Source organism: Streptomyces sp. NPDC042201 (genome assembly GCF_055582185.1).
On record NZ_JBVJDS010000007.1, the window covers coordinates 206,399 to 226,237 of the forward strand.

The following is a 19,839-nucleotide window of genomic DNA, read 5'->3' on the forward strand; positions in this document are numbered from 1 at the left end:
GCTGGGGCAGCCGCTTGGATCCAGCTGCGGCAGTCGGAGCGAACGGATGCGGGATCCGGGCCGCTCGCGCGTCCGGTGAGCACCTTGCCCTCTCGTCAGGCTGGCCTTCGCGCTGGTTGGATCTCGCGTTATGACGACTCGACCCGTGCACATGCGTAACCACTGGTGGTGGCGGCCCGGATGGAGTGTGGGGCGGCGCTTCTCTACCTGGCATCTCACGTTCGGTGGGCAGGCGGACGTGCATCGCTTTGCCGGGCAGTACCGTGCCGCGCTGGCCGGGGTCGGTGGGCTGGATCCGATTCCTGATCAGTGGCTGCACCTGACCATGCAGGGCATCGACTTCGTCGACGAGGTCGAGCAGGCGGACGTGGACGCGATCGTCGAGGCGGCCCGCAGTCGGCTCGCGGCGGTGCCGGCCTTCGATGTCACGCTCTTCGCGCCGGTCATCGACCTTGAGGCCGTCCTCGTGCCCGTGAAGCCCGACGAGCCGGTGCGTGCGGTCCGTGATGCGATCCGGGCGGCCATCGGTGATGTGCTTCCGGACGTGCCGGAGGACGCCGCGGGGTTCCGGCCGCACGTGTCGGTGGCGTACAGCAGCGGAGACGGGCCGGTCGCGCCCTTGGCCGGGGCGCTGGAGGCGGTCGACGTCGCACCGGCCGTCGCGCGGATCGAGTCGGCCGAGCTCATCGTGCTGCACAGGGACAACCGCATGTACGAGTGGCAGCCGTACGCCAGGGTGCCGCTCGGCTGACTCCATGGACAGGGACCGGGGCATGAAAAAGGGCCGACCCGATACCGCAGGGTCAGCCCTTGATCGCTAAGGGTGAGTAACGGGACTTGAACCCGCGACATCCTGGACCACAACCAGGTGCTCTGCCAGCTGAGCTATACCCACCATGTGCCGGTCATCTTCCCGACCAGCCGAGAAAAAGTGTACAGGGTCCGCGAGGGTGCTCGCGCCCGTATTTGTGCGGGGGGCGACAGCGGCCCTGTACTGGTCTCATTCCGCCTTGAGCACGTGCTTCGCGGCGATCTGTTTGGCCGTGTCGGAGTCCGGGCCCGGCTGGGGGACGAAGACCGCCTCACGGTAGTAGCGCAGCTCCGCGATGGATTCGCGGATGTCGGCGAGCGCGCGGTGGTTGCCGCTCTTCTCCGGGCTGTTGAAGTAGGCCCGCGGGTACCAGCGGCGGGCCAGTTCCTTGACCGAGGAGACGTCGACGATGCGGTAGTGGAGGTATCCCTCCAGCGTCGGCATGTCGCGGAACAGGAAGCCGCGGTCGGTGCCGACCGAGTTCCCGCACAGCGGCGCCTTGCCGGGCTCCTTGACGTGCTGGCGTACGTACGCCAGGACCTGTTCCTCGGCGGCGGCCATCGTGGTGCCGCCCGCCAGCTCGTCGAGGAGACCCGAGGCGGTGTGCATCTGCCGCACCACCTCGGGCATGGTCTCCAGCGCCGCGTCCGGCGGGCGGATCACGATGTCCACCCCGTCGCCGAGCACGTTCAGTTCCGAGTCGGTGACCAGCGCGGCCACCTCGATGAGTGCGTCGTCCGCCAACGAGAGCCCGGTCATCTCGCAGTCGATCCACACCATGCGATCGTTCATGCGCCTTACCCTACGGGGCGCTCCGCTGGCCGGGCAGACTCGGACGGCCCGGACCTGTTGCGTACACGTCGGAACCGGGCTTGAGGTGCTCGGGCATCGCCGACGAGGCCGACGCCTGACCGTGGGTGCCGGCCGCCGCCGTCCGCCGGGACTGCGGGGACGCCTGGGCCGGTACGACCGGCTCCATGGCCCCCGACTGCATGGACTCGCCCTGCGGGCGCCGGGCCCGGTAGGCGGACCGGTAGGCCGCGGGGGAGGAGCCCAGCTGACGCCGGAAGTGGCCGCGCAGCGCCACCGGGGAGCGGAAGCCGCAGCGGCCCGCGACCTCGTCCACCGAATAGTCGGAGGTCTCCAGCAGCCGCTGCGCCTGCAGCACCCGCTGGGTGATCAGCCACTGCAGCGGAGCGCTCCCGGTGAGCGAGCGGAACCGCCGGTCAAAGGTGCGGCGGCTCATGTACGCACGGGCCGCGAGCGTCTCCACGTCGAACTGCTCGTGCAGATGCTCCAGCGCCCAGGCGACGACCTCGGCGAGCGGGTCGGAGCCGATTTCTTCTGGTAAAGACCTGTCCAGATAGCGCTCCTGGCCGCCACTGCGCCGCGGCGGTACGACCAGCCTGCGGGCGAGCGCCCCGGCGGCCTCCGCACCGTGGTCGGTCCGGACTATGTGCAGGCACAGGTCGATTCCGGCCGCCGTGCCCGCGGAGGTGAGCACGTCGCCGTCGTCGACGAACAGCTCCCGCGGGTCCACATGGACGGACGGATAGCGCTTGGCGAGCGTCGGCGCGTACATCCAGTGCGTGGTCGCCGGGCGGCCGTCCAGCAGACCCGCCGCGGCGAGCACGAACGCGCCGGTGCACAGACCGACGATTCTCGCGCCCTCCTCGTGGGCGCGGCGCAGCGCGTCCAGTGCCTCCGGTGGTGGCGGCGAGGTGATCGACCGCCAGGCCGGTACGACCACCGTGCCGGCCCTGCTGATCGCCTCCAGGCCGTACGGCGCGCTGAGTTCGAGCCCGCCGGTGGTGCGCAGCGGTCCGTCCTCCCCACCGCAGACGAGCAGGCGATAGCGGGGAACCCCGGCGTCCTGGCGGTCGATTCCGAACACGGAGAGCGGGATGGAGCTCTCGAAGATGGGGCCGCCGCTGAACAGCAGCACGGCGACGACTTCCCGGCGTCGGCGCCCGGAAAGCTTCCGTGCTGACTCCGGTGCGGCAGTGGAGTCCTGGCTCATGGTGCTAAGCCCCCCTCGGTGTTCGCGTCTCCCCGTTCTTGTCGGGCCTCTCGCTCCTGCACGATTCCCCTCGGTTTTGCACGGGTCCCCAGCCTTCGATACTCATGATCGAATCTACTGTGTCCCGTGGTGCCGGCGTGACAAGTTCTCCATCCGGCGTTATGTCGACAAGGCAACTTGGCGCGAAGCATTCGATCACGAAGCGTTCCACTCACGGGCCGCGAGTGGAAGTGGGCCTCGCGTGCATGGCCCGTCCCCGTAGGGTGCGGAGGACAGGTGCGGTCCTTTCTTCCCTGGTGGCAAGGGGGTTGGCAGGCCATTTCGGCAAGGATGCCATCCAACTGTGAAGTTGGCTGAAAAGCGATGGGTGCGTCTGTGCGAAGAGCGCAAATCTCCCGGCGCACTACCTTCACGCGCGCGTGCGCCGCGGAGCGCCCCCGGCGCCTTCGGGAACGCCGGCTTCCGGACGTTCGGTACGTTCCGCACATCATCGCCTCCTCGGAAGCCTCCCCCGAAGCTCCCCCGAAGCCTCCCCCGGACGCGGTGGTGCGGCGACGCGCTCGGACCGACGCGACGGCGGCCGGCGGGACGGGTCGTGGCGGGCGGACCGAGGGTGGCCGCGACCCGGCCGCCGAAGGGCCCGCCGTACGCCGGGAGAACCGCACGGACCAGCGGACGGTCGGCCGTGGCCCGCGCGGCCGTCGTCCCCGCCGACTCCGCCGGCGGCCGCACGGCGGGCGCGTCGGACGCCCAGGAAAGCCAGCGAGACGCGGCCCGGTCGCTCCCCAGCCGCCTCCCGGCCGCCCTCGTCGCGAAGTGGCGACAGAGGTCCGCGTGCTCGACGGCGCGGGCGTGGGAGCGCTCCAGGAGGCCGCGGAGCGGGCGAGGGGCGTCGGGGGGAGCGGAGTTGTCCGGCCACGCCCAGGACGGCTGTAGAGGCCATCCGGCGTTGCGATCCTGGGCGGCCTCGTGCATGCTCCCTGGAACCCCCGCGTGTGGGGCGGCCAACTCTGGGAATGAGAGGAGTGTGGCCGTACCCTTGGGGGTATGGGGTTGGGAAGATGATTCCCGGACACAGCTCAGCTCCGCCCGCCCTGCCCATTGTTGTTCCTTCCCAAGAGGATCTCCTTCGCCGAGACGCCAATGGCCGGTCACGAAATTCCCGAACCCGCTGACCGCAAGCAGGTAGCCGACCCGCTGTCGGACCTGCAAGCGGCGGAACAGACGCGCGCCTCCTGCGATCCGGTCTTCCGGCACGGAGTGGTGGTCGGCTTCGACGGCTCCACCTCCAGTGAGCGGGCGCTCGCGTACGCCATCGGCATGGCCAGGCGGCTGGGCTCCGGCCTGATCATCGTCCATGTCGCCAACCGGCTGCCCACCACGGTCTGGGCGGGCTGTGAGCCCCCGGTCTTCGTGGACGTGCCCGACCACCGCACCGAGGTGCTCGGTCTCGAACTGGCCTGCGCGGACTACCTCGCCGAGGTGCCGTGGATCCTGGTCGAGCGCGGCGGCGACATCTGTCACGAACTCGAAGAGGTCGGCCAGGAGTACTCCGCCGACGCGATCGTCGTCGGGTCCACGCACGGCATCGTCGGGCGGATCTTCGGCTCGGTGGCGGGGCGGCTGGCGCGGCGCGCGCAGCGGCCCGTCGTGGTGATTCCGTAGCCCCGCGAGCCACCCGCATTCCACCGCCACTCAGTTGAGCCGGTGTCAACTTCCTTGCACCCAGCGTGAATTTACTCACGCGTAGAGGTGGATTGCGCGCTTGTGAAGGGTACATAACGGTCGCTGGGACACAGCATAAACGCCCATCGTGAAGGGAGCCCGCCGTGGACAACGACGTCTCTGCGGGAAGCGTTACCTCAACTTCGGTTCTCGGTCATCTCGCCCTCGGACTCACCCTGTTGGCCTTCGGCGTCGGCAGCACCGGCGTCATCGACGGGGTGACGGCGGCCGATGCCGTCACCCTCGCGCTGTACGTCGGCGGCGTCGCGCTCTTCGTCGCGGGCCTGCTCGAATTCCGCGCGGGCAACTCGTTCACCGGTACGGCCTTCGCGGGCCTCGGCGCCTTCTGGTTCACCTGGGGGACCGGAGCCGGCCACCCTGTCTCCGCGGACGCGGCCGGACTCTTCCTGATCCTGTGGGCGCTGCTGGCGCTCAGCCTGACCATCGGTGCGGCGGGCTCGGGGCCGATCGTCCAGGGCACCTACGGGCTGTTCTTCGTCGCGCTGCTGCTGCTCGCCGTCGGCCAGTTCGCCGACAGCGCGGGCATCGCCAAGACCGGCGGCTGGATCGCCGCCCTCGCCGGCCTCGCCTCCTGGTACGGAGCGACGGCCGCGCTCGCCAAATGGCCGACCGCACTGCCGCGCCGCCGTGCTGCCGGCCGGGGAGTGACGGCCACCGGCTGAGAGTGTGCCGGGTGACCTTCGCCCGATCAGAGGTCGCCCGACAGGCTCTGAGGCAGCTGCGGGCCGGCGCCCGGGCAGCGCCGGCCCCTCCGGAGAGCGCCTCCAGTGCGATGGGTGGCACGCACTGGGGGCGCTCTCGCCGTACGTCAGGGGCCGGGCCCGGCGTACGGGGGACAGCCCGACGTACGCGGGCCGGCTCGACGTACGCGGGCCGGCTCGACGGCCCCGCCCGGCGCACGCGGGTCCGGTCCGCCGACTACTCGACCGTGACGGACTTCGCGAGGTTCCGGGGCTTGTCGATGTCCCGGCCCAGCGCCAGCGCCGTGTGGTACGCCAGCAGCTGGAGCGGGATGCCCAGCAGGATCGCGTCCAGCTCGGTCTCGTTCTTCGGTACGACGATGGTGTGGTCGGCCTTCTCCTGCGGCTGGTGCGCCACCGCCAGGATCGGTCCGCTGCGGGCCTTGATCTCCTCCAGCGCGGCGCGGTTCTTCTCCAGCAGATCGTCGTCGGGGACGATCGCGACCGTCGGCATCGCGGGCTCGATCAGCGCGAGCGGGCCGTGCTTGAGCTCGGAGGCCGGATAGGCCTCGGCATGGATGTACGAGACCTCCTTGAGCTTCAGCGACGCCTCGCGGGCGACCGGATAGCCGCGCACCCGGCCGATGAACATCATCGACTTGGCCTGCGCGTACTCCGCGGCCAGCTTCGCGATGTCGTCCTCGGTCGCCAGGATCTCGGCGATCTGGGCGGGCAGCTTGCGCAGCCCGCCGATGATCCGCTTGCCGTCGGCGACGGACAGATCGCGGATCCGGCCCAGATGCAGCGCGAGCAGTGCGAAGGAGACCACGGTGTTGGTGAAGCACTTGGTGGAGACGACACAGACCTCCGGGCCCGCGTGCACGTACACCCCGCCGTCGGTCTCCCTGGCGATGGCCGAGCCGACGACGTTCACCACGCCCAGCACGCGCGCGCCCTTGCGCTTCAGCTCCTGCACGGCGGCCAGTACGTCGTACGTCTCGCCGGACTGGGACACCGCGACATAGAGGGTGTCGGGGTCCACGACCGGATTGCGGTAGCGGAACTCGGAGGCGGGCTCCGCGTCCGCGGGGATCCGCGCCAGCTCCTCGATCAGCTGCGCGCCGATCATGCCCGCGTGGTACGAGGTGCCACAGCCGAGGATCTTGATCCGGCGCACCCCGCGCGCCTCGCGGGCGTCCAGGTTGAGGCCGCCCAGGTGCACGGTGGAGAACCGGTCGTCGATCCGGCCGCGCAGCACCCGGTCCACCGCGTCGGGCTGCTCCGAGATCTCCTTGTGCATGTACGTGTCGTGGCCGCCCATGTCGTACGACTCGGCCTCCCACTCCACGGTGGTCGGCGTGGCCGAGGTGCGGGAGCCCTCGGTGGTGTACGTACGGAAGTCGTCGGCCTTGAGCGTGGCCATCTCGCCGTCTTCGAGCGTGACGACCTGGCGGGTGTGGGAGACCAGCGCGGCGACGTCGGAGGCGACGAACATCTCCTTCTCGCCGATGCCGAGGACGACCGGCGAGCCGTTGCGGGCGACGACGATACGGTCCGCGAAGTCGGCGTGCAGGACGGCGATGCCGTACGTGCCCTCGATCAGCTGGAGCGCCTGGCGGACCTTCTCCTCCAGGGTCGAGGCCTGGGAGCGGGCGATCAGATGGGTCACCACCTCCGTGTCGGTCTCGGAGAGGAACACCACGCCGTCCGCCTCCAGCTTGACGCGCAGCTCGGAGGCGTTGTCGATGATGCCGTTGTGGACGATCGCGACCTTGCCCTCGGGGTCCATGTGAGGGTGCGCGTTCTCGTCGCTCGGGGCGCCGTGGGTGGCCCAGCGGGTGTGCGCGATGCCGGTGGTGCCGGCGAAGCGCTTGGGGACACGGGCCTCCAGCTCGCGGACCCGGCCCTTGGCCTTGACCATCTTCAGCGTGGCCGCCTTGCCCGCGGCCGGCTTGCCGGTGATGACCAGACCGGCGGAGTCGTACCCCCGATACTCCAGCCGCTGCAAGCCCTCCAGCAGCAGTGGAGCTACATCACGCTTTCCGATATATCCCACGATTCCGCACATACGGTCTCCGACCCTCCTGTTTTACGGTGTGTGCCGGCCGGGTGCGGCCGTGAACGATGTCAGCCGTAGACGATGCGGCGCAGCTGCCGGAGCGAGAGCTCCGGAGGTGCCACCGCGCGGTGCGGCAGCTCGGCCGCGATCCGCTCGAAGATCTCCGCGTTCGTGCTGCCACCCGACTGCATCTCGCGGTGGCGGCGGCGTACGAATTCCTCCGTCGTCTCGTCGAAGTACGCCAGCACGTCGAGTACCACCCGGGCCGCCTCGCCGCGCTGGAGCGCGGTGCTGCGGACCAGATGATCGATGAGGTCGTCGTACGAAGAGCGGCGTTCGAGCACTCGTTGATATTGCGTGTGCGCGCGACTCTTCGCAACAAATCTGCCCGGAATCGGGCAGGACTCACCCTGATCGGGGTCTGAAAGGGGGAACGGTTCCGTTCGGAGCCGTTCGGGGATTCTTCCGTCAGAAGGGCCGGAAATTGGTCTACACCTTGACGCGAGTGGGGCGCGCGGTTCCCATGGGGGTGTTCGGTCGCGTGGCACCACAAGTGAGCACCCCGTCGAAGGGACACCCTTGTGAGAAACCCTGTGAGGCGGCCTGTGCGAGAGCGCGGGACGTTACCCCGTCTGTTCGGTTCGCTGCTGCTCGTCGTGGCGGCCGGTATCTCCAGCGTCGCGGCAGCGCCGGAGCGTGGCGGTCCGGCCCCCGCCCGCACCCCCGTCACCACCCCGCTCGGGCAGGTCGTGCCGGCGCCGGCGCGGGTGAGGCCGGGCGGATCGCCGTACGCCATCACCGCGAGGACCCGCATCCTGGTCGACGAAGGACCGCGCCGGGACGCGCGCGAGGCGCGGCGGATCGGCTCCTATCTGGCCGGGCTGCTGAGGCCCGCCACCGGCTACGCCCTGCCGGTCACCGACGATCGCGGCGCGGCCGGCATCCTGCTGCGGCTCGGTGCGGGCGACCGGAGCCTGGGCGAGGAGGGCTACCGGCTGGAGTCCGGGCGCGGCGGCATCACCCTCACCGCCCATAAGCCGGCCGGGCTCTTCCACGGCGTCCAGACCCTGCGCCAGCTGCTGCCCGTCTCGGTGGAGAAGGACAGCAGACAGCGCGGTCCGTGGACGATCGCGGGCGGCACCATCACCGACACCCCGCGCTACGCCTACCGGGGCGCGATGCTCGATGTCTCGCGGCACTTCCTGACGCCGGATCAGGTCAAGCTCTATATCGATCAGTTGGCGCTCTACAAGATCAACAAGCTGCATCTGCACCTCTCCGACGACCAGGGATGGCGGATCGCCATCGACTCCTGGCCGCGGCTGGCCGGCTACGGCGGCTCCACCCAGGTCGGCGGCGGACCGGGTGGCTACTACACCAAGGCCCAGTACCGCGACCTCGTGAGCTACGCCGCCTCGCGGCAGCTGGAGGTCATCCCGGAGATCGACATGCCGGGCCACACCAACGCCGCCCTCGCCTCGTACGCCGAGCTGAACTGCGACGGCGTCGCGCCCCCGCTCTACACCGGCACGAGCGTCGGCTTCAGCTCGCTGTGCGCGCCGAAGGAGATCACGTACGACTTCGTGGACGACGTGGTCCGTGAGCTGGCCGCGCTCACCCCCGGGAAGTACCTCCACATCGGCGGTGACGAGGCGCACTCCACCAGCCATGCCGACTACGTGGCCTTCATGGACCGGGCGCAGGCCGCCGTCCAGAAGTACGGGAAGACCGTGGTCGGCTGGCATCAGCTGACCGGGGCCACGCCCGTGCCGGGAGCCGTCGCCCAGTATTGGGGCTACGACGCCACCGGCGCGGCCGAGCGCGCGCAGGTCGCGGCCGCGGCGCGGAAGGGCACCCGGCTGATCCTCTCCCCGGCGGACCGGGTCTACCTCGATATGAAGTACGACAAGAACACCGCGCTGGGCCAGTCCTGGGCCGGCTACACCGAGGTGGACCGCTCGTACGACTGGAACCCGGCGACCTATCTCGCCGCCGCCGGGGTGCCCGAGGACGCGGTGCTCGGCGTCGAGGCGCCGCTCTGGACCGAGACCCTCGCGACCAACGACCAGCTCGAAGTCATGGCCTTCCCGCGGCTGCCCGGTGTCGCGGAACTCGGCTGGTCACCGGCGGCCACGCACGACTGGGACACCTACAAGACGCGGCTCGCGGCGCAGGGGCCGCGGATGGCGGCGCTCGGAATCGACTACTACCGCTCACCGCTGGTGCCCTGGCCGACCGAGTAGGCCGTGTCCGGTCACCCCGCGAGTGCCGCGCGTCATGCCGCGAGTGCCGCGCGTTCGATGCTTCCCGCGAAGAGAGGGGTCTCACGGCTGTTGTGGTCCGAGGACGCGGCCTGCCGGTCCTGGGCGGCCTGCTCGAACGAGGTGTCGTGTTCCTTGAGGAAGGCGAGGAACTCCTCCGTCGGATGCGCGGTCACGGAGTTGGTGTACTCACAGTGATCGTCGTCGATCCGCTTCGCGCTGAGCTCCCAGATCACCTGCACTCTGGTGCGCCCGGTGGGGGTGAAGACATCGGACAGGGACACCATCCGGCAGTGGTCCCGCCCGGTGATGTCGCCCACGTAATGCTGGATCATGAGGCCGGTGCCGATCATCTCGACATTGATCGACATCGGCCGGCCGTCGTCGGTCGTGGTGGCCCCGGCGGCGACATGGTCCGGCGGGGCGCAGCGCTGGTACTCGGCGTCGGGCAGGCTGAGCAGCCACTTCGCGAGGTCGACCTTCCCGAGGGGGGCGTTGATAACGTGGCTGTGGACCGACTGGGACAGGACCAGATCGGACCGGACGTCTGACATGGGAATCTCCTCGTCTGCGTGGGTCTCCTCGTCTCCGCCGCCGTGTCCCCCTGCTCCTCCAGCGCCGCGTCCTCCCTGCCCCACCAGAAATTTTCCCACCACGCGTCGGCCGCCGCAGCCCGGACGGCGGACCGCGGCGGCCGACGCCGGCTCCCGAGGGGCTCACATACGGATCGTGAGCGGATGCCGGACGTACAGTCGATATATGACAGTCCACGTCGCCTTGCTGCCGACAGCCATCCCCCCGGGCCTTGAGCCGTCCAGCCGCATCGTCTCGTACGAGGACCGGGACGGGGCGTGCTACCGGTACCTCCTGCACGACAGCGGAGCTCTGGTCGTGCGGCGGACGCACCGTGACGAGGAAACGGCCACCGAGATCGTCTACAGCCCTTCGGCCTGGGAGAGCGTGCACGGCGACGGGTCGATCCAGCCCCATTCGTGAGCGGGTCAGCCGGCCTTCTTCGCGTTCTCGATGGCCTCGGCCAGGCCGTCCAGGATCGGGGCGCACTTGTCGTACGAGAAGATGGGCTCGGTGACCCGCGGAACGACCTGGCCCGCCTTGACGGCCGGCAGCTGCGCCCAGGTCGGCTTGGACGTCAGCGCCGATGGCTGGAGGGCCGAGGAGCGGTTGTCCATCATGATGATGTCGGCGTCGTACTTGCCGACGTTCTCCCAGCTCAGCTCCTCGAAGAAGCCCTGCGCGTTCACCTTCGGCTCGACGAACTTCACGCCCAGCTGCTGGAAGTAGAGCGTGTCGGCGGACATCTTCGCGCGCGAGACATAGAAGAGGTCCTGGCTGGCCGAGCCGACCAGCACCGTGAGGTCCGGCTTCGACTTGGCGGCCTGGCGCAGCCGCTCGGCGGCCTTCTCGAAACGGGCCTTGGCGTCCGTGACCTTCGGGGCCTTGAGGTCGGCGCCGAGCGACTCGGCCAGCTCCGCGTGGCGCTGGATCGCCTGGGGGATGGTGGTCTCCGCCGCCCACAGGGCCACGCTCGGGGCCAGCTTGAGGATCTTGTCCTTGGACTGGTCCGGCACGTACCAGAGTTCGCCCTTCAGCCACTGCGCGGTGATCAGCAGATCCGGGCTGAGCGCCGCGTACTTCTCGACGTTGAACTCGCCCCAGACATTGCCGAGTATCTCGACCTTGCCGATGTCGAGATCGCCCGCCTGGACGTCGGGCGTGCCGTCCTTCGTCTTCGTCGGCCCGAAGACGCCCTTCACCTCGATGCCGTAGTCGTGCAGCGCGGCGGCCGTGCCGGTGAAGGCGACGATGTTCTTGGGGGTGCTGTCGGCCTTCACGGTCTGGCCGCGGTCGTCCCTGAAGGACCACGGACCCGGTGTGCCGGCGCCCGTACCCGAGCTGTCCTTCGCGTCGCCGCCCCCGCAGGCGGCGAGCGCGGCGCCCAGTCCGACGGCGCCACCGGCGGCGAGCAGACCGCGGCGGGTGAGAGGGGAAACTCGGGGGAGGGGCATGGCATGTCCGCTTTCGTACGAGCCGGGGTCCGGCCGGTGGGCAATCCAAAGGAAGGTTAGCCTAACCTTGCTTGGCGACTGATCCCGGCCCGTCGGCCCCGTGCCTCTCCTCGTACGCCACCTCCCGGCAGCCCGGGACTTCGATCATGTGCGGCCACAGCGAATGCTGATTCTCTACGCTGCTGAGGACGACAAAACGAGCGCCTTAACTGCCCCTCATCTACCGCTACTTCTGCCGCATACCCGAAGACCGGCGCCCATAGACTGCCGACAGATTTTCCTATTCTGTGCGCATCAATGGATGCGTACGGCGATCAGGTATTCGGCGAAGTAGGTGGGCTTTGAACAGTTCGCATTACACCCGGTCCTTGTCATTTGCTACCGGTGTCGCCGTCCAGCGATACCTGAGCGCGGAAGAGGGGCTGACCGCAGCCAGGGCGGAGGGGTGCAGCCACTGGTACGTCGATGCGAGCCTGATGTCGGACATGCCGCACTGCTGGTCCGCGGAGCGCCGTCGCAGCCTCGCGGCAGCCGCCGCTGACCAGGGACTTTCCCCCATCCTGCACGGCAACTTCCGGGCGCCGCTGGCCTCCGAGATACCGGAGGTCCGGGCGGCGTCCCTGCAATACGTGCGCAGCGAGATCGAGTTGGCCGCCCGTATCGAAGCCACCTCGCTCGTCATACACGGCGGTGCCTTCGTCGAGCCCCGGCCGACGAAGGCGCACCGGGACGCGGCGCTCGAAAGATTCTTCTCCGTCCTTTCCGAGGTGGTACGGGAAGCGACCGAGAAGGGGGTCGACGTCTGGCTGGAGAACCTCTCCTACTACCCGAAGTACCGGCCCTTCTCGTATGTCTTCACGCGGGACATGGACTTCGCGGCGGCGATGGACGCGATTCCGGATATCAAGTTCATTCTGGATGTCGGTCACGCCAACGTGAACCAGTCGGCCGCCGCGCCCGTGTTCGAGAAGTTCTCGTCGTCGATCGCGGCCCTGTCGCTGAGCAACAACGCCGGTGACCAGGACGCGCATCTCGCCCTCGACGACGGCACCCTCTCGATCCGGGACATCACCCACGCCATCCGGGCACAGGAGTGGCGGGGAATCATCGCCTTCGAGACCCGCAACCAGAGCGTCGAGGCCGGCATCGACTACCTCACCGGGATCTGGGAGTCCGCTCCCGGATCCGCCGCCTGAAGTCCCTCCGCCAGCCCCCTCGGCGTGGGACGGCTGTACAAGTCGCGCATGCTCACCGCACCGAAGCCGGCTTTACGCAGCGCGGCCAGCAGCCGTACGGCCAGCAGCGAGTTGCCGCCCAGCTCGAAGAAGTGATCCTCCGGGCCCATGTCGGCGGCGATCACCGCACGCCAGACCTCCAGCATCGCCGAGACCGGGTCCGTACGGTCCACGGCCGGCCGCGGCGGCCGGTCGATCGCCGCGGCCGGCGGGCGCCGACGGGACGGCAGAGCCGCTTGGTCCAGTTTTCCATTGAGGGTGAGGGGCAGTGCCGGGAGGTCGACCAGGTCCGCCGGGACCATGTAGTCCGGCAGGACCGTCGCGATCCTGCGGCGTACGTCGGCGGTGGTCGAGCCCTCCTTGAGCACCACGTAACCGACCAGGCGGGCGTGCGCGGGACCGGCCTCCTGCCCCGCGACCAGGACGGCGGCGTCCGCCGTTCCGGGGTCGTTGAGCAGCACTGACCGCACCTCACCCAGCTCGATGCGGAAGCCCCGGATCTTCACCTGTTCGTCGAGCCGGCCCACATAGTCCAGCGTCCCGTCGAGCCGGAGCCGCGCCAGGTCACCGCTGCGGTACAGCCGTTCGCCGCTGAAGGGGTCGGACACGAAGCGTTCCGCGCTCAGTTCCGGCCGGTTGAGATAGCCGAGGGCGAGCCCCGCGCCGCCGACATACATCTCGCCCACGGCGCCCGGCGGCAGCGGCCGCCCCCGGCTGTCGCGTACCGACAGGGACCAGCCGGGGATCGGGCGGCCGATGCCGTGGATCCGCCGGTGCGCGTCCCACGACCGCACGTCCTGGGCCGTCACATGGACGGTCGTCTCCGTGATCCCGTACATGTTGACCAGGCGGCACTCGCCGTCCGGGTGGCGGCTGAACCAACCGCCGACCGTACGGGGATCGAACGCCTCGCCGCCGAGGACGATCAGCCGGGGGGCGTACGCCGTCTGCGTCCGGGCGTCCTGCGTCCGCGCGTCCATTTCGAGCAGCCCCGCGAAGGCCGACGGCGTCTGGCTGAGCACCGTGACACCTTCGCGGACCAGCAGCGCGTGAAAGTCCTCGGGGGACCGGGTCACCAGATACGGCACCACGGCCAGCCGCCCGCCGGTGAGCAGACAGCCCCAGATCTCCCACACCGAGAAGTCGAAGGCGGCCGAGTGGAAGAACGTCCATACGTCATCCGGGCCGAGGGCCATGTCGTCGGTGGTCGCGTCCAGCAGCGCGAGGACATTGCCGTGGGCGACGACCACCCCCTTCGGGCGGCCGGTCGTCCCCGAGGTGTAGATGACGTACGCCGCGTCGTCGGGACCGACCACCGGAAGCTTGGCGCCCGCTGAGTCATCGGCGGCCGCCGTGAGCGCCTCCGGCCTGAGCACCACGGCGCCCCGGCCGGCCGGAAAGCCCGACAGGGACGTGACGACGACGGCGAGGTCCGCGTCCTCGGCGATGTGGCGGAGCCGCTCGTCGGGGGCCTGCGGGTCCAGCGGGACATACGCCGCCCCCGTCTTGAGGACCGCCAGCAGCGCCGCCACCAGGTCGACCGTGCGCTTCAGACACACCCCGACGAACCGTCCTGGCGCGGCGCCCCGGTCCACGAGCACCCGCGCCCACGCGGTCGCCCGCTCGTCGAGTTCGCGGTAGGTCAGCCGCCGGGTCGCGTCGCAGACCGCGACGGCGTCGGGCTGTTCGGCGGCCAGCCGGGCCACCACCTCGTGGAGCGCGGTGGCGCGGGGCGGGGCGGTGCGCGGGGTACGTCCCGTACCGACGGCTGCGGCGGTGTCGGCGCCGTCCAGCAGGGCGAGGTCACCGACGGTCCGGCCGGCCGGGTCCTCGGCCAGCTGCGCCGCCAGGTGCACCGTGTGCCGCGCGAAGTCCCGCGCGACGGAGGGATGGACGGCGGCCGCGTCGTGGGCGTGCTCCGCCAGGGACACCTTCCCGTCCCGCCCCGCCACGTTCCGCCAGGTCAGCACGAGGGGCACGGCGTCCGGCGGGAGGGGGACGTACTCCTCGCTGGGTTCCTGCCGGGTCAGTACGAGGCACAGCGCGGGGACGTCGTCCGCCACCGGGCCGCACGGGCCGGTCAGCGCCGCCCGGACCTGTACGAGAAGGTCGCTGAGCGGCAGGTCGTCCCCGGCGGACAGCCGGATCTCCCTGACGCCCGCCGCCGGACCGGCCGGTTCCGTGGTGACGACGGCGAGCCGTACCGCGCCGCCGCGTTCGTACCGGGAGAGCGCCACGGCCGCGGCGGCCGTTGCCACCTCGGGGGTGAACTCACCCGCGGGCAGCGCCTGGAGAGGCGGCAGCGGGTCGTCGTCCGCGAGGCCCCACCGCGGCGCCGTCGCCGGCGACCATCCGGCGCCGCCGCGCGCGGACGGGGCAGGCTCGCGTACGAGCGCCGCCGCGTCGCACTCCGCCGCCGCCAGCCCATGGACAAGGGCGCGCAGCCCGGCGTGATCGAGAGCGCCGCGGCGGGCGACCGCCACGACATCGGCGGCCCCGTCGGGGTACCGGGTGAGGACCACGCGCAGCCCGAGGCCGCCGTGGCTCAGCGGGCGCCGCACCTCCCGCTGCCGCGCCCGGACGGCGTGCGCCGCCCCGGCCGGTGTCCCGGCGTCCTGGACCCAGAAGCTGCCCACCCGGGTGGCGTCGGCCGACGCCGCGGCCCGCTCGATGTTCGCCCGCGCGGTACGGATCAGGGCCGCGTCGGTGAGCCGTACGGCGATGCCGTGTTCGGCGCTGTCGCCGAGGACGGTGGAACCCCCGGACCGGGGGCGGGGCCTGTCGGTCATGTCTCCTCCTCGTCGTGTCCGGGTGTCGCTCATCGCGCGGTGAATCCGCCGTCGACGGTGACCGTGGTGCCCGTCACCTGACGGGAGTCGTCGCCGGCCAGCCACAGGACGGCGCCCGCCACGTCCTCCGGCTCCACCAGCGTGTTCATGGGCTGCGCGGTGACGAAGGCCTGTTCGTACTCGTCGGCGCCGACATCGAGGCTGCGGGCGATCTCCGACAGCATCCGGCCCTCGACGTGCGAGGCGTCGCGCACCGAGCCGGGGCAGACGGCGTTGACCCGGACCCGCAGCGGGGCGAAGTCCAGCGCCGCCGCTTTCGTGAGGCCGACCAGGGCGTGCTTGGCGGCGACATAGGCCGCGAAGTTCCGGTAGCCCACCAGCCCGGCGGTGGACGCGATGTTGATGATGCTGCCCTCGCGCCGGCGCAGCATGTCGGGGGCGACCGCCCTGATCATGCGCCACGCGCCGGACAGGTCGACGTCCAGCATCAACTGCCATGCGTCGTCCGTGATCTCGTGCACGGGTGTGCCCGAAGGCGCGGCGATCCCGGCGTTGTTGACCAGGACGTCGATCCGGTCGAAGCGCCGCAGCGCGGTGTCCACCGCCACGGTCACGGCCTCGGTGTCGCGCACATCGGCGAGCACGCTCAGCGTGGTCGCACCGGCCTTCCGGCACAGGTGCGCGGTGCGCTCCAGCTGGGATTCGGTGGCCAGCGGGTAGGGCACGCCCCCGATGTCCCCGCCGGCGTCGACGAGGACCAGATCCGCGCCCTCCTCGGCGAAACGCACCGCGCACATCCGGCCGAGACCCCGGCCGGCGCCGGTCACCACGGCCGTCCTGCCCGCTAGCCGCATGCCGCACCGGAACCCGACGGGCGGTCCGCGAGCACGGTCCGCCGGGCGGCTTTGTCCAGCGTCGCTTCCATGAGACCGATCACCTGAGCGGCGGAGTCGGCCAAGTACATATGGCCCCCCGGCAGCTCGGCGTAGCTGAAGGAGCCGCTGGTGGCCGTCCGCCACCGCTGTGCGTCCTCCTCGGTCACCAGGGCGTCGTCGCTGCCGCGCAGGCTGGTGACCGGTGCCTGGATGGGGCAGTCCGACGCGGGGCGGTACGCCTCGTGCATCGCCACGTCCGCGCGCAGCGTGGGCAGCATCAGCTCCCTGAACTCGGGGGAGTCGAAGGCGGGGTGGCGGTAGCCGGCGAGCTCCTCCACCCGCGCGACGAACTCGTCGTCGGTCAGGTCGGCCTCCTGCTGAACGCGCCCCCGGTCCGGCGCGGGGGATCCGCTCACGAAGACATGCGCGACGGGCAGCTCCGTACGCTCTTCGAGGGCGCGGGCCAGCTCGTAGGCGAGGACAGCGCCGAGGCTGTGGCCGAACACGGCGACCCGGGAGTGCCCCCGCACGGCGTCGAGCGCCTCGGGCAGCAGGGTGTGCAGCGCACGGGCCACATCGCGGTGCGGCTCCTCGTCGGTGCGCTCCTCACGGCCGGGCAGCTGCAGGGGCGCCAACCGGAGACCGGCCGGCGTCAGCCGCTGCCACTTCCAGAACAGGCCGGCGCCCGCACCGGCGTACGGAAGGCACAGGACAGGTACGGGTTCTGGTACGGGTTCTGAGCTCATGGCACCTCAATTCGTGTCGGGCCGCACCCCGGCCCGGCGGGAGCGCGGCCGGGGTGCGGCACCGGGTGACGGGCGGACGGATGGCGTCTTACGGGCGGACGATGGCGTCGGGCCACGCGCCGGGTTCGTTGACCCGGGACACCAGCGGGAGGTCACGGATGTCGTCGTGGTCGAGCACCCACATGAGGAACCGCTCGATGCCCATGCCGAAACCGGAGGTCCGCATCGGCGCCTCCTGGCGCATCCGGACGTACCAGTCGTACTCCTCCTCGCGGACGTTGTGCAGGGCGATCGACTTGCGCAGCTGGTCCGGGTCGTCGTGCCGCTCGCCGGAGCCGACGACCTCGCCCATGCCGAAGAGCAGGTCGGCCGCGAGGGCCGTGTGCGCCTCGTCGTTTCCGAAGGCCTGGTAGAACGGCACCGACAGGGTGTCGAAGTGGGTCATCCACACGAACTCGCTCACCCGGGACATCAGCAGGCGCTCGCCCTTGCGGGTCAGCGTCCGCCAGTCGCCCTCGTCGCGCACACAGCCCTCGACATCGCCGAGGATGGTCACCGCCTCGTCGAAGGTGACCCGCGCGAACGGCGCGCTGTGCCCGGCCATGCGCTCCAGGTGGGAGACGTCGCCGCGGGCCTCGGCCAGCTGGTCGCCGTGCCGGTCGAGAAGGGCGCGGGCCAGGGCCTTCACATAGCCGTTGACGTACCGGATGAGGTCGTCGAGACCGCCGGGTATCTCGCCCTCGCTGTGGGTGAACTGGTTGAGGTGCGTCGCGTCGGGGGTCTCGACACGGAACGACGGCATGATGGTGTAGCAGCCGCCCGGCGCGAGGCGGCAGCCGTATTCCAGCAGGAACTGCATCGAGTCCTGTAAGTAGGTGTCCACCCCGTTGACCTGGACCTTCACCGCTTCGGTGTCACTGCCGAATCCGGTGGGGCAGGTGATGGTGCGAGTGGTCTGCGGAAGCCACAGGCTTTTCAGCCCTTGGGAACGGGCGTAGTCCATGGTGGCCCACTGCACGGTGTCCTGCAGATCGGCGATGAGCGTGTACCACGGGGAGCGCAGGGCTGTCGCGAAGGCGGCGGGGTCGTTGCTGTCGAAGGTGGCCGGCGGGACGACGCGCGGCCGGGGGGTCAGGGGTAGCGACATGATGGACTTTCTCTCCTAGCCGTGCGGATGAGCTGCGGGCGGGATGTTCTGATTGCCGGCCAGGACGTTGTCCGGGTCGTAGCGGTGCTTGAGAGCCGCGAGCCGCTCGTAGCGGGCCGTGCCGTACACCTCGGCGACCTTGCCGGGCCGCTCGTCCTGCAGGTAGTTCACATAGGCGCCGCCGTAGTGCCACTCGGCGAGCCGCGCGACGCCCCGCCGGCTCCAGTCGGCGTGCGCCGGGTCCTCGGCCGGATCGGTCCACTGGGCCGAGACGGTGCAGATGTACGGGGCGTCCCGCCGGGGGAACGCGGAGTCCTCGTCGGCGACGTCGCTGATGGCGCCGCGCAGGTACTCGAAGTCGATCGCCGACAGGGGCGACTCGATCTCCCGGGTGGAATCGAGGAGTTGGGCGATCGGACCCTCGGTCAGGTCGGTGAGGTAGCAGGACTTGGTGTAGTAGCGGTTGCCGTGCGGCTCCCCGTGGTCCCCCAGGGCCTGCAGTTCGGCGAACGACATCACCCGGCTCACGGTGGCATCGGGCGCCGCCGCGGCGAACAGCGGAGCGGTCCTGGCCGGCCCCTCGGCGGGGTCGCCGAACCAGGTGGCGGTCAGGAACAGCGCGGGGAGACCGCGCAGCCGCCGCGGGATCCAGTCATGGTGGCCGGCTCGCTTCAGCGTGGCGACGGCGTGCAGGTCGAGGCCCTGTTTCTCGGCGAACTCCCGGTAGCCGGCCAGCGCGGCCACCGCCGTGTCGAGGGGGAAGACGCCCGTGTGGTGGTGTACGGGACCGACCGGCCTCAGCCGCAGGGTGAAACGGGTGACGACCCCGAGGTTTCCGCCGCCGCCCCGCAGCCCCCACAGCAGGTCGGCATGGTCGTCCTCGGTGGCCTCGACGACCGTGCCGTCGGCCAGCACCACTTCGGCGGCCAGGAGGTGATCACAGGTCAGGCCCCACTTGCGGGCCAGCCAGCCGTATCCGCCACCGAGGGCGAGGCCGCCCAGGCCGGTGTGCGAGACGACGCCCGCCGGGCACGCCAGGCCGTGCGCGAGCGTGGCGGCGTCGACGTCCCGCAGCAGACAGCCGCCCTGCGCCCGGGCGGTCTCCGTCCCGGGGTCGACGTCGACCCCGTTCATCAGCGACAGATCGATCATGACGGCGTCGTCGGCGACGGAGGTGCCGGCGACATTGTGGCCGCCGCCGCGCACGGTGACGGCGCGGCCGGCCGCGGTGGCGTAGCGCAGCGCGACGCTGACATCGGCGGCGCCGGTACAGCGGGCGATCAGGCTCGGCCGGCGGTCGTGCATGCCGTTCCACACGGCGCGTACCTCGTCATACGCCGCGTCGCCGGGGCCCAGGAGAGAGCCCTTGAAGTGGTTCCGCAGGAACGGTTCGGCGTTCACTGGGGACACCGGTTCCAGCACGTCGGTCATCGGGGTTTGCCG

Annotated in this window: 17 protein-coding genes, 1 tRNA gene and 1 pseudogene; 6 read left to right on the forward strand and 13 right to left on the reverse strand. The window is 70.6% G+C overall.

The genetic code is table 11. The annotated features are described in order from the left end of the window. Positions 1–151 precede the first annotated feature (151 nt). On the forward strand, positions 152–751 hold the full coding sequence (locus ACZ6MZ_RS19135) for a 2'-5' RNA ligase family protein (protein ID WP_469353339.1): 600 nt from the start codon (positions 152–154) through the stop codon (positions 749–751). Between the two features lie 71 nt (positions 752–822). Here the strand turns inward: ACZ6MZ_RS19135 and ACZ6MZ_RS19140 are convergent. The 3 genes from ACZ6MZ_RS19140 to ACZ6MZ_RS19150 form a co-directional block, all read right to left on the reverse strand. After that, a tRNA-His gene (locus ACZ6MZ_RS19140) sits at positions 823–895 on the reverse strand. Positions 896–1,000: 105 nt separating this feature from the next. Next, positions 1,001–1,603: an oligoribonuclease gene (gene orn, locus ACZ6MZ_RS19145; protein ID WP_384187152.1), complete on the reverse strand. Its 603-nt coding sequence runs from the start codon at positions 1,601–1,603 to the stop codon at positions 1,001–1,003. Positions 1,604–1,613: 10 nt separating this feature from the next. Continuing rightward, entirely contained in the window at positions 1,614–2,831 is a 1,218-nt protein-coding gene (locus ACZ6MZ_RS19150; protein WP_469353134.1) for a GlxA family transcriptional regulator, read from the reverse strand. A gap of 1,143 nt (positions 2,832–3,974) precedes the next feature. Between ACZ6MZ_RS19150 and ACZ6MZ_RS19155 the strand changes: the two genes are divergently transcribed. Next, entirely contained in the window at positions 3,975–4,496 is a 522-nt protein-coding gene (locus tag ACZ6MZ_RS19155) for a universal stress protein (protein ID WP_384187157.1), read from the forward strand. Between the two features lie 164 nt (positions 4,497–4,660). After that, the gene (locus tag ACZ6MZ_RS19160) at positions 4,661–5,239 is read left to right on the forward strand and encodes an acetate uptake transporter (RefSeq protein WP_469353136.1); all 579 of its coding nucleotides are present in this window, start codon (positions 4,661–4,663) and stop codon (positions 5,237–5,239) included. A 256-nt stretch (positions 5,240–5,495) separates the two neighbouring features. Here ACZ6MZ_RS19160 and glmS read toward each other — a convergent pair whose 3' ends face one another. Together glmS and ACZ6MZ_RS19170 are read right to left on the reverse strand one after the other, a co-directional pair. After that, positions 5,496–7,325, reverse strand: a complete 1,830-nt coding sequence (gene glmS, locus ACZ6MZ_RS19165; RefSeq protein ID WP_384187163.1) for a glutamine--fructose-6-phosphate transaminase (isomerizing) — start codon at positions 7,323–7,325, stop codon at positions 5,496–5,498. Positions 7,326–7,384: 59 nt separating this feature from the next. Continuing rightward, positions 7,385–7,660, reverse strand: a complete 276-nt coding sequence (locus ACZ6MZ_RS19170) for a hypothetical protein (protein ID WP_384187166.1) — start codon at positions 7,658–7,660, stop codon at positions 7,385–7,387. Between the two features lie 261 nt (positions 7,661–7,921). Between ACZ6MZ_RS19170 and ACZ6MZ_RS19175 the strand changes: the two genes are divergently transcribed. Beyond that, entirely contained in the window at positions 7,922–9,559 is a 1,638-nt protein-coding gene (locus tag ACZ6MZ_RS19175; RefSeq protein WP_469353139.1) for a beta-N-acetylhexosaminidase, read from the forward strand. A gap of 32 nt (positions 9,560–9,591) precedes the next feature. On the opposite strand, the gene ACZ6MZ_RS19180 is transcribed toward ACZ6MZ_RS19175, so the two are convergent. Then, positions 9,592–10,131: a hypothetical protein gene (locus tag ACZ6MZ_RS19180; RefSeq protein ID WP_469353141.1), complete on the reverse strand. Its 540-nt coding sequence runs from the start codon at positions 10,129–10,131 to the stop codon at positions 9,592–9,594. A gap of 205 nt (positions 10,132–10,336) precedes the next feature. Between ACZ6MZ_RS19180 and ACZ6MZ_RS19185 the strand changes: the two genes are divergently transcribed. Beyond that, positions 10,337–10,573 (forward strand): hypothetical protein, encoded by a 237-nt coding sequence (locus ACZ6MZ_RS19185; RefSeq protein ID WP_384187173.1) that lies wholly within the window; start codon positions 10,337–10,339, stop codon positions 10,571–10,573. Between the two features lie 5 nt (positions 10,574–10,578). On the opposite strand, the gene ACZ6MZ_RS19190 is transcribed toward ACZ6MZ_RS19185, so the two are convergent. Next, on the reverse strand, positions 10,579–11,604 hold the full coding sequence (locus tag ACZ6MZ_RS19190) for an ABC transporter substrate-binding protein (protein WP_469353143.1): 1,026 nt from the start codon (positions 11,602–11,604) through the stop codon (positions 10,579–10,581). A 61-nt stretch (positions 11,605–11,665) separates the two neighbouring features. Then, positions 11,666–11,794 (reverse strand): annotated as a pseudogene (locus ACZ6MZ_RS19195) (MbtH family protein); the annotation flags it as partial. A 178-nt stretch (positions 11,795–11,972) separates the two neighbouring features. Here ACZ6MZ_RS19195 and ACZ6MZ_RS19200 point away from each other — a divergent pair. Continuing rightward, a complete protein-coding gene (locus ACZ6MZ_RS19200; RefSeq protein ID WP_384187178.1) occupies positions 11,973–12,800 on the forward strand; it encodes a TIM barrel protein in 828 nt (275 codons plus the stop codon). Here the strand turns inward: ACZ6MZ_RS19200 and ACZ6MZ_RS19205 are convergent. The 5 genes from ACZ6MZ_RS19205 to ACZ6MZ_RS19225 form a co-directional block, all read right to left on the reverse strand. Further along, complete coding sequence (locus tag ACZ6MZ_RS19205) at positions 12,755–15,628, reverse strand: amino acid adenylation domain-containing protein (protein WP_469353146.1); 2,874 nt, start codon at positions 15,626–15,628, stop codon at positions 12,755–12,757. The genes ACZ6MZ_RS19200 and ACZ6MZ_RS19205 overlap by 46 nt on opposite strands. Before the next feature lie 29 nt (positions 15,629–15,657). Beyond that, positions 15,658–16,482: an SDR family oxidoreductase gene (locus ACZ6MZ_RS19210; protein WP_469353148.1), complete on the reverse strand. Its 825-nt coding sequence runs from the start codon at positions 16,480–16,482 to the stop codon at positions 15,658–15,660. Beyond that, positions 16,473–17,249 (reverse strand): thioesterase II family protein, encoded by a 777-nt coding sequence (locus ACZ6MZ_RS19215; RefSeq protein WP_469353150.1) that lies wholly within the window; start codon positions 17,247–17,249, stop codon positions 16,473–16,475. Before ACZ6MZ_RS19215 ends, ACZ6MZ_RS19210 begins: the two co-directional genes overlap by 10 nt. An 88-nt stretch (positions 17,250–17,337) precedes the next feature. Further along, entirely contained in the window at positions 17,338–18,396 is a 1,059-nt protein-coding gene (locus ACZ6MZ_RS19220; protein ID WP_389783333.1) for an amino acid--tRNA ligase-related protein, read from the reverse strand. A gap of 15 nt (positions 18,397–18,411) precedes the next feature. Then, positions 18,412–19,827, reverse strand: coding sequence for an FAD-binding oxidoreductase (locus tag ACZ6MZ_RS19225; RefSeq protein ID WP_469353153.1), 1,416 nt, complete (start codon positions 19,825–19,827; stop codon positions 18,412–18,414). Between the last annotated feature and the right edge of the window lie 12 nt (positions 19,828–19,839).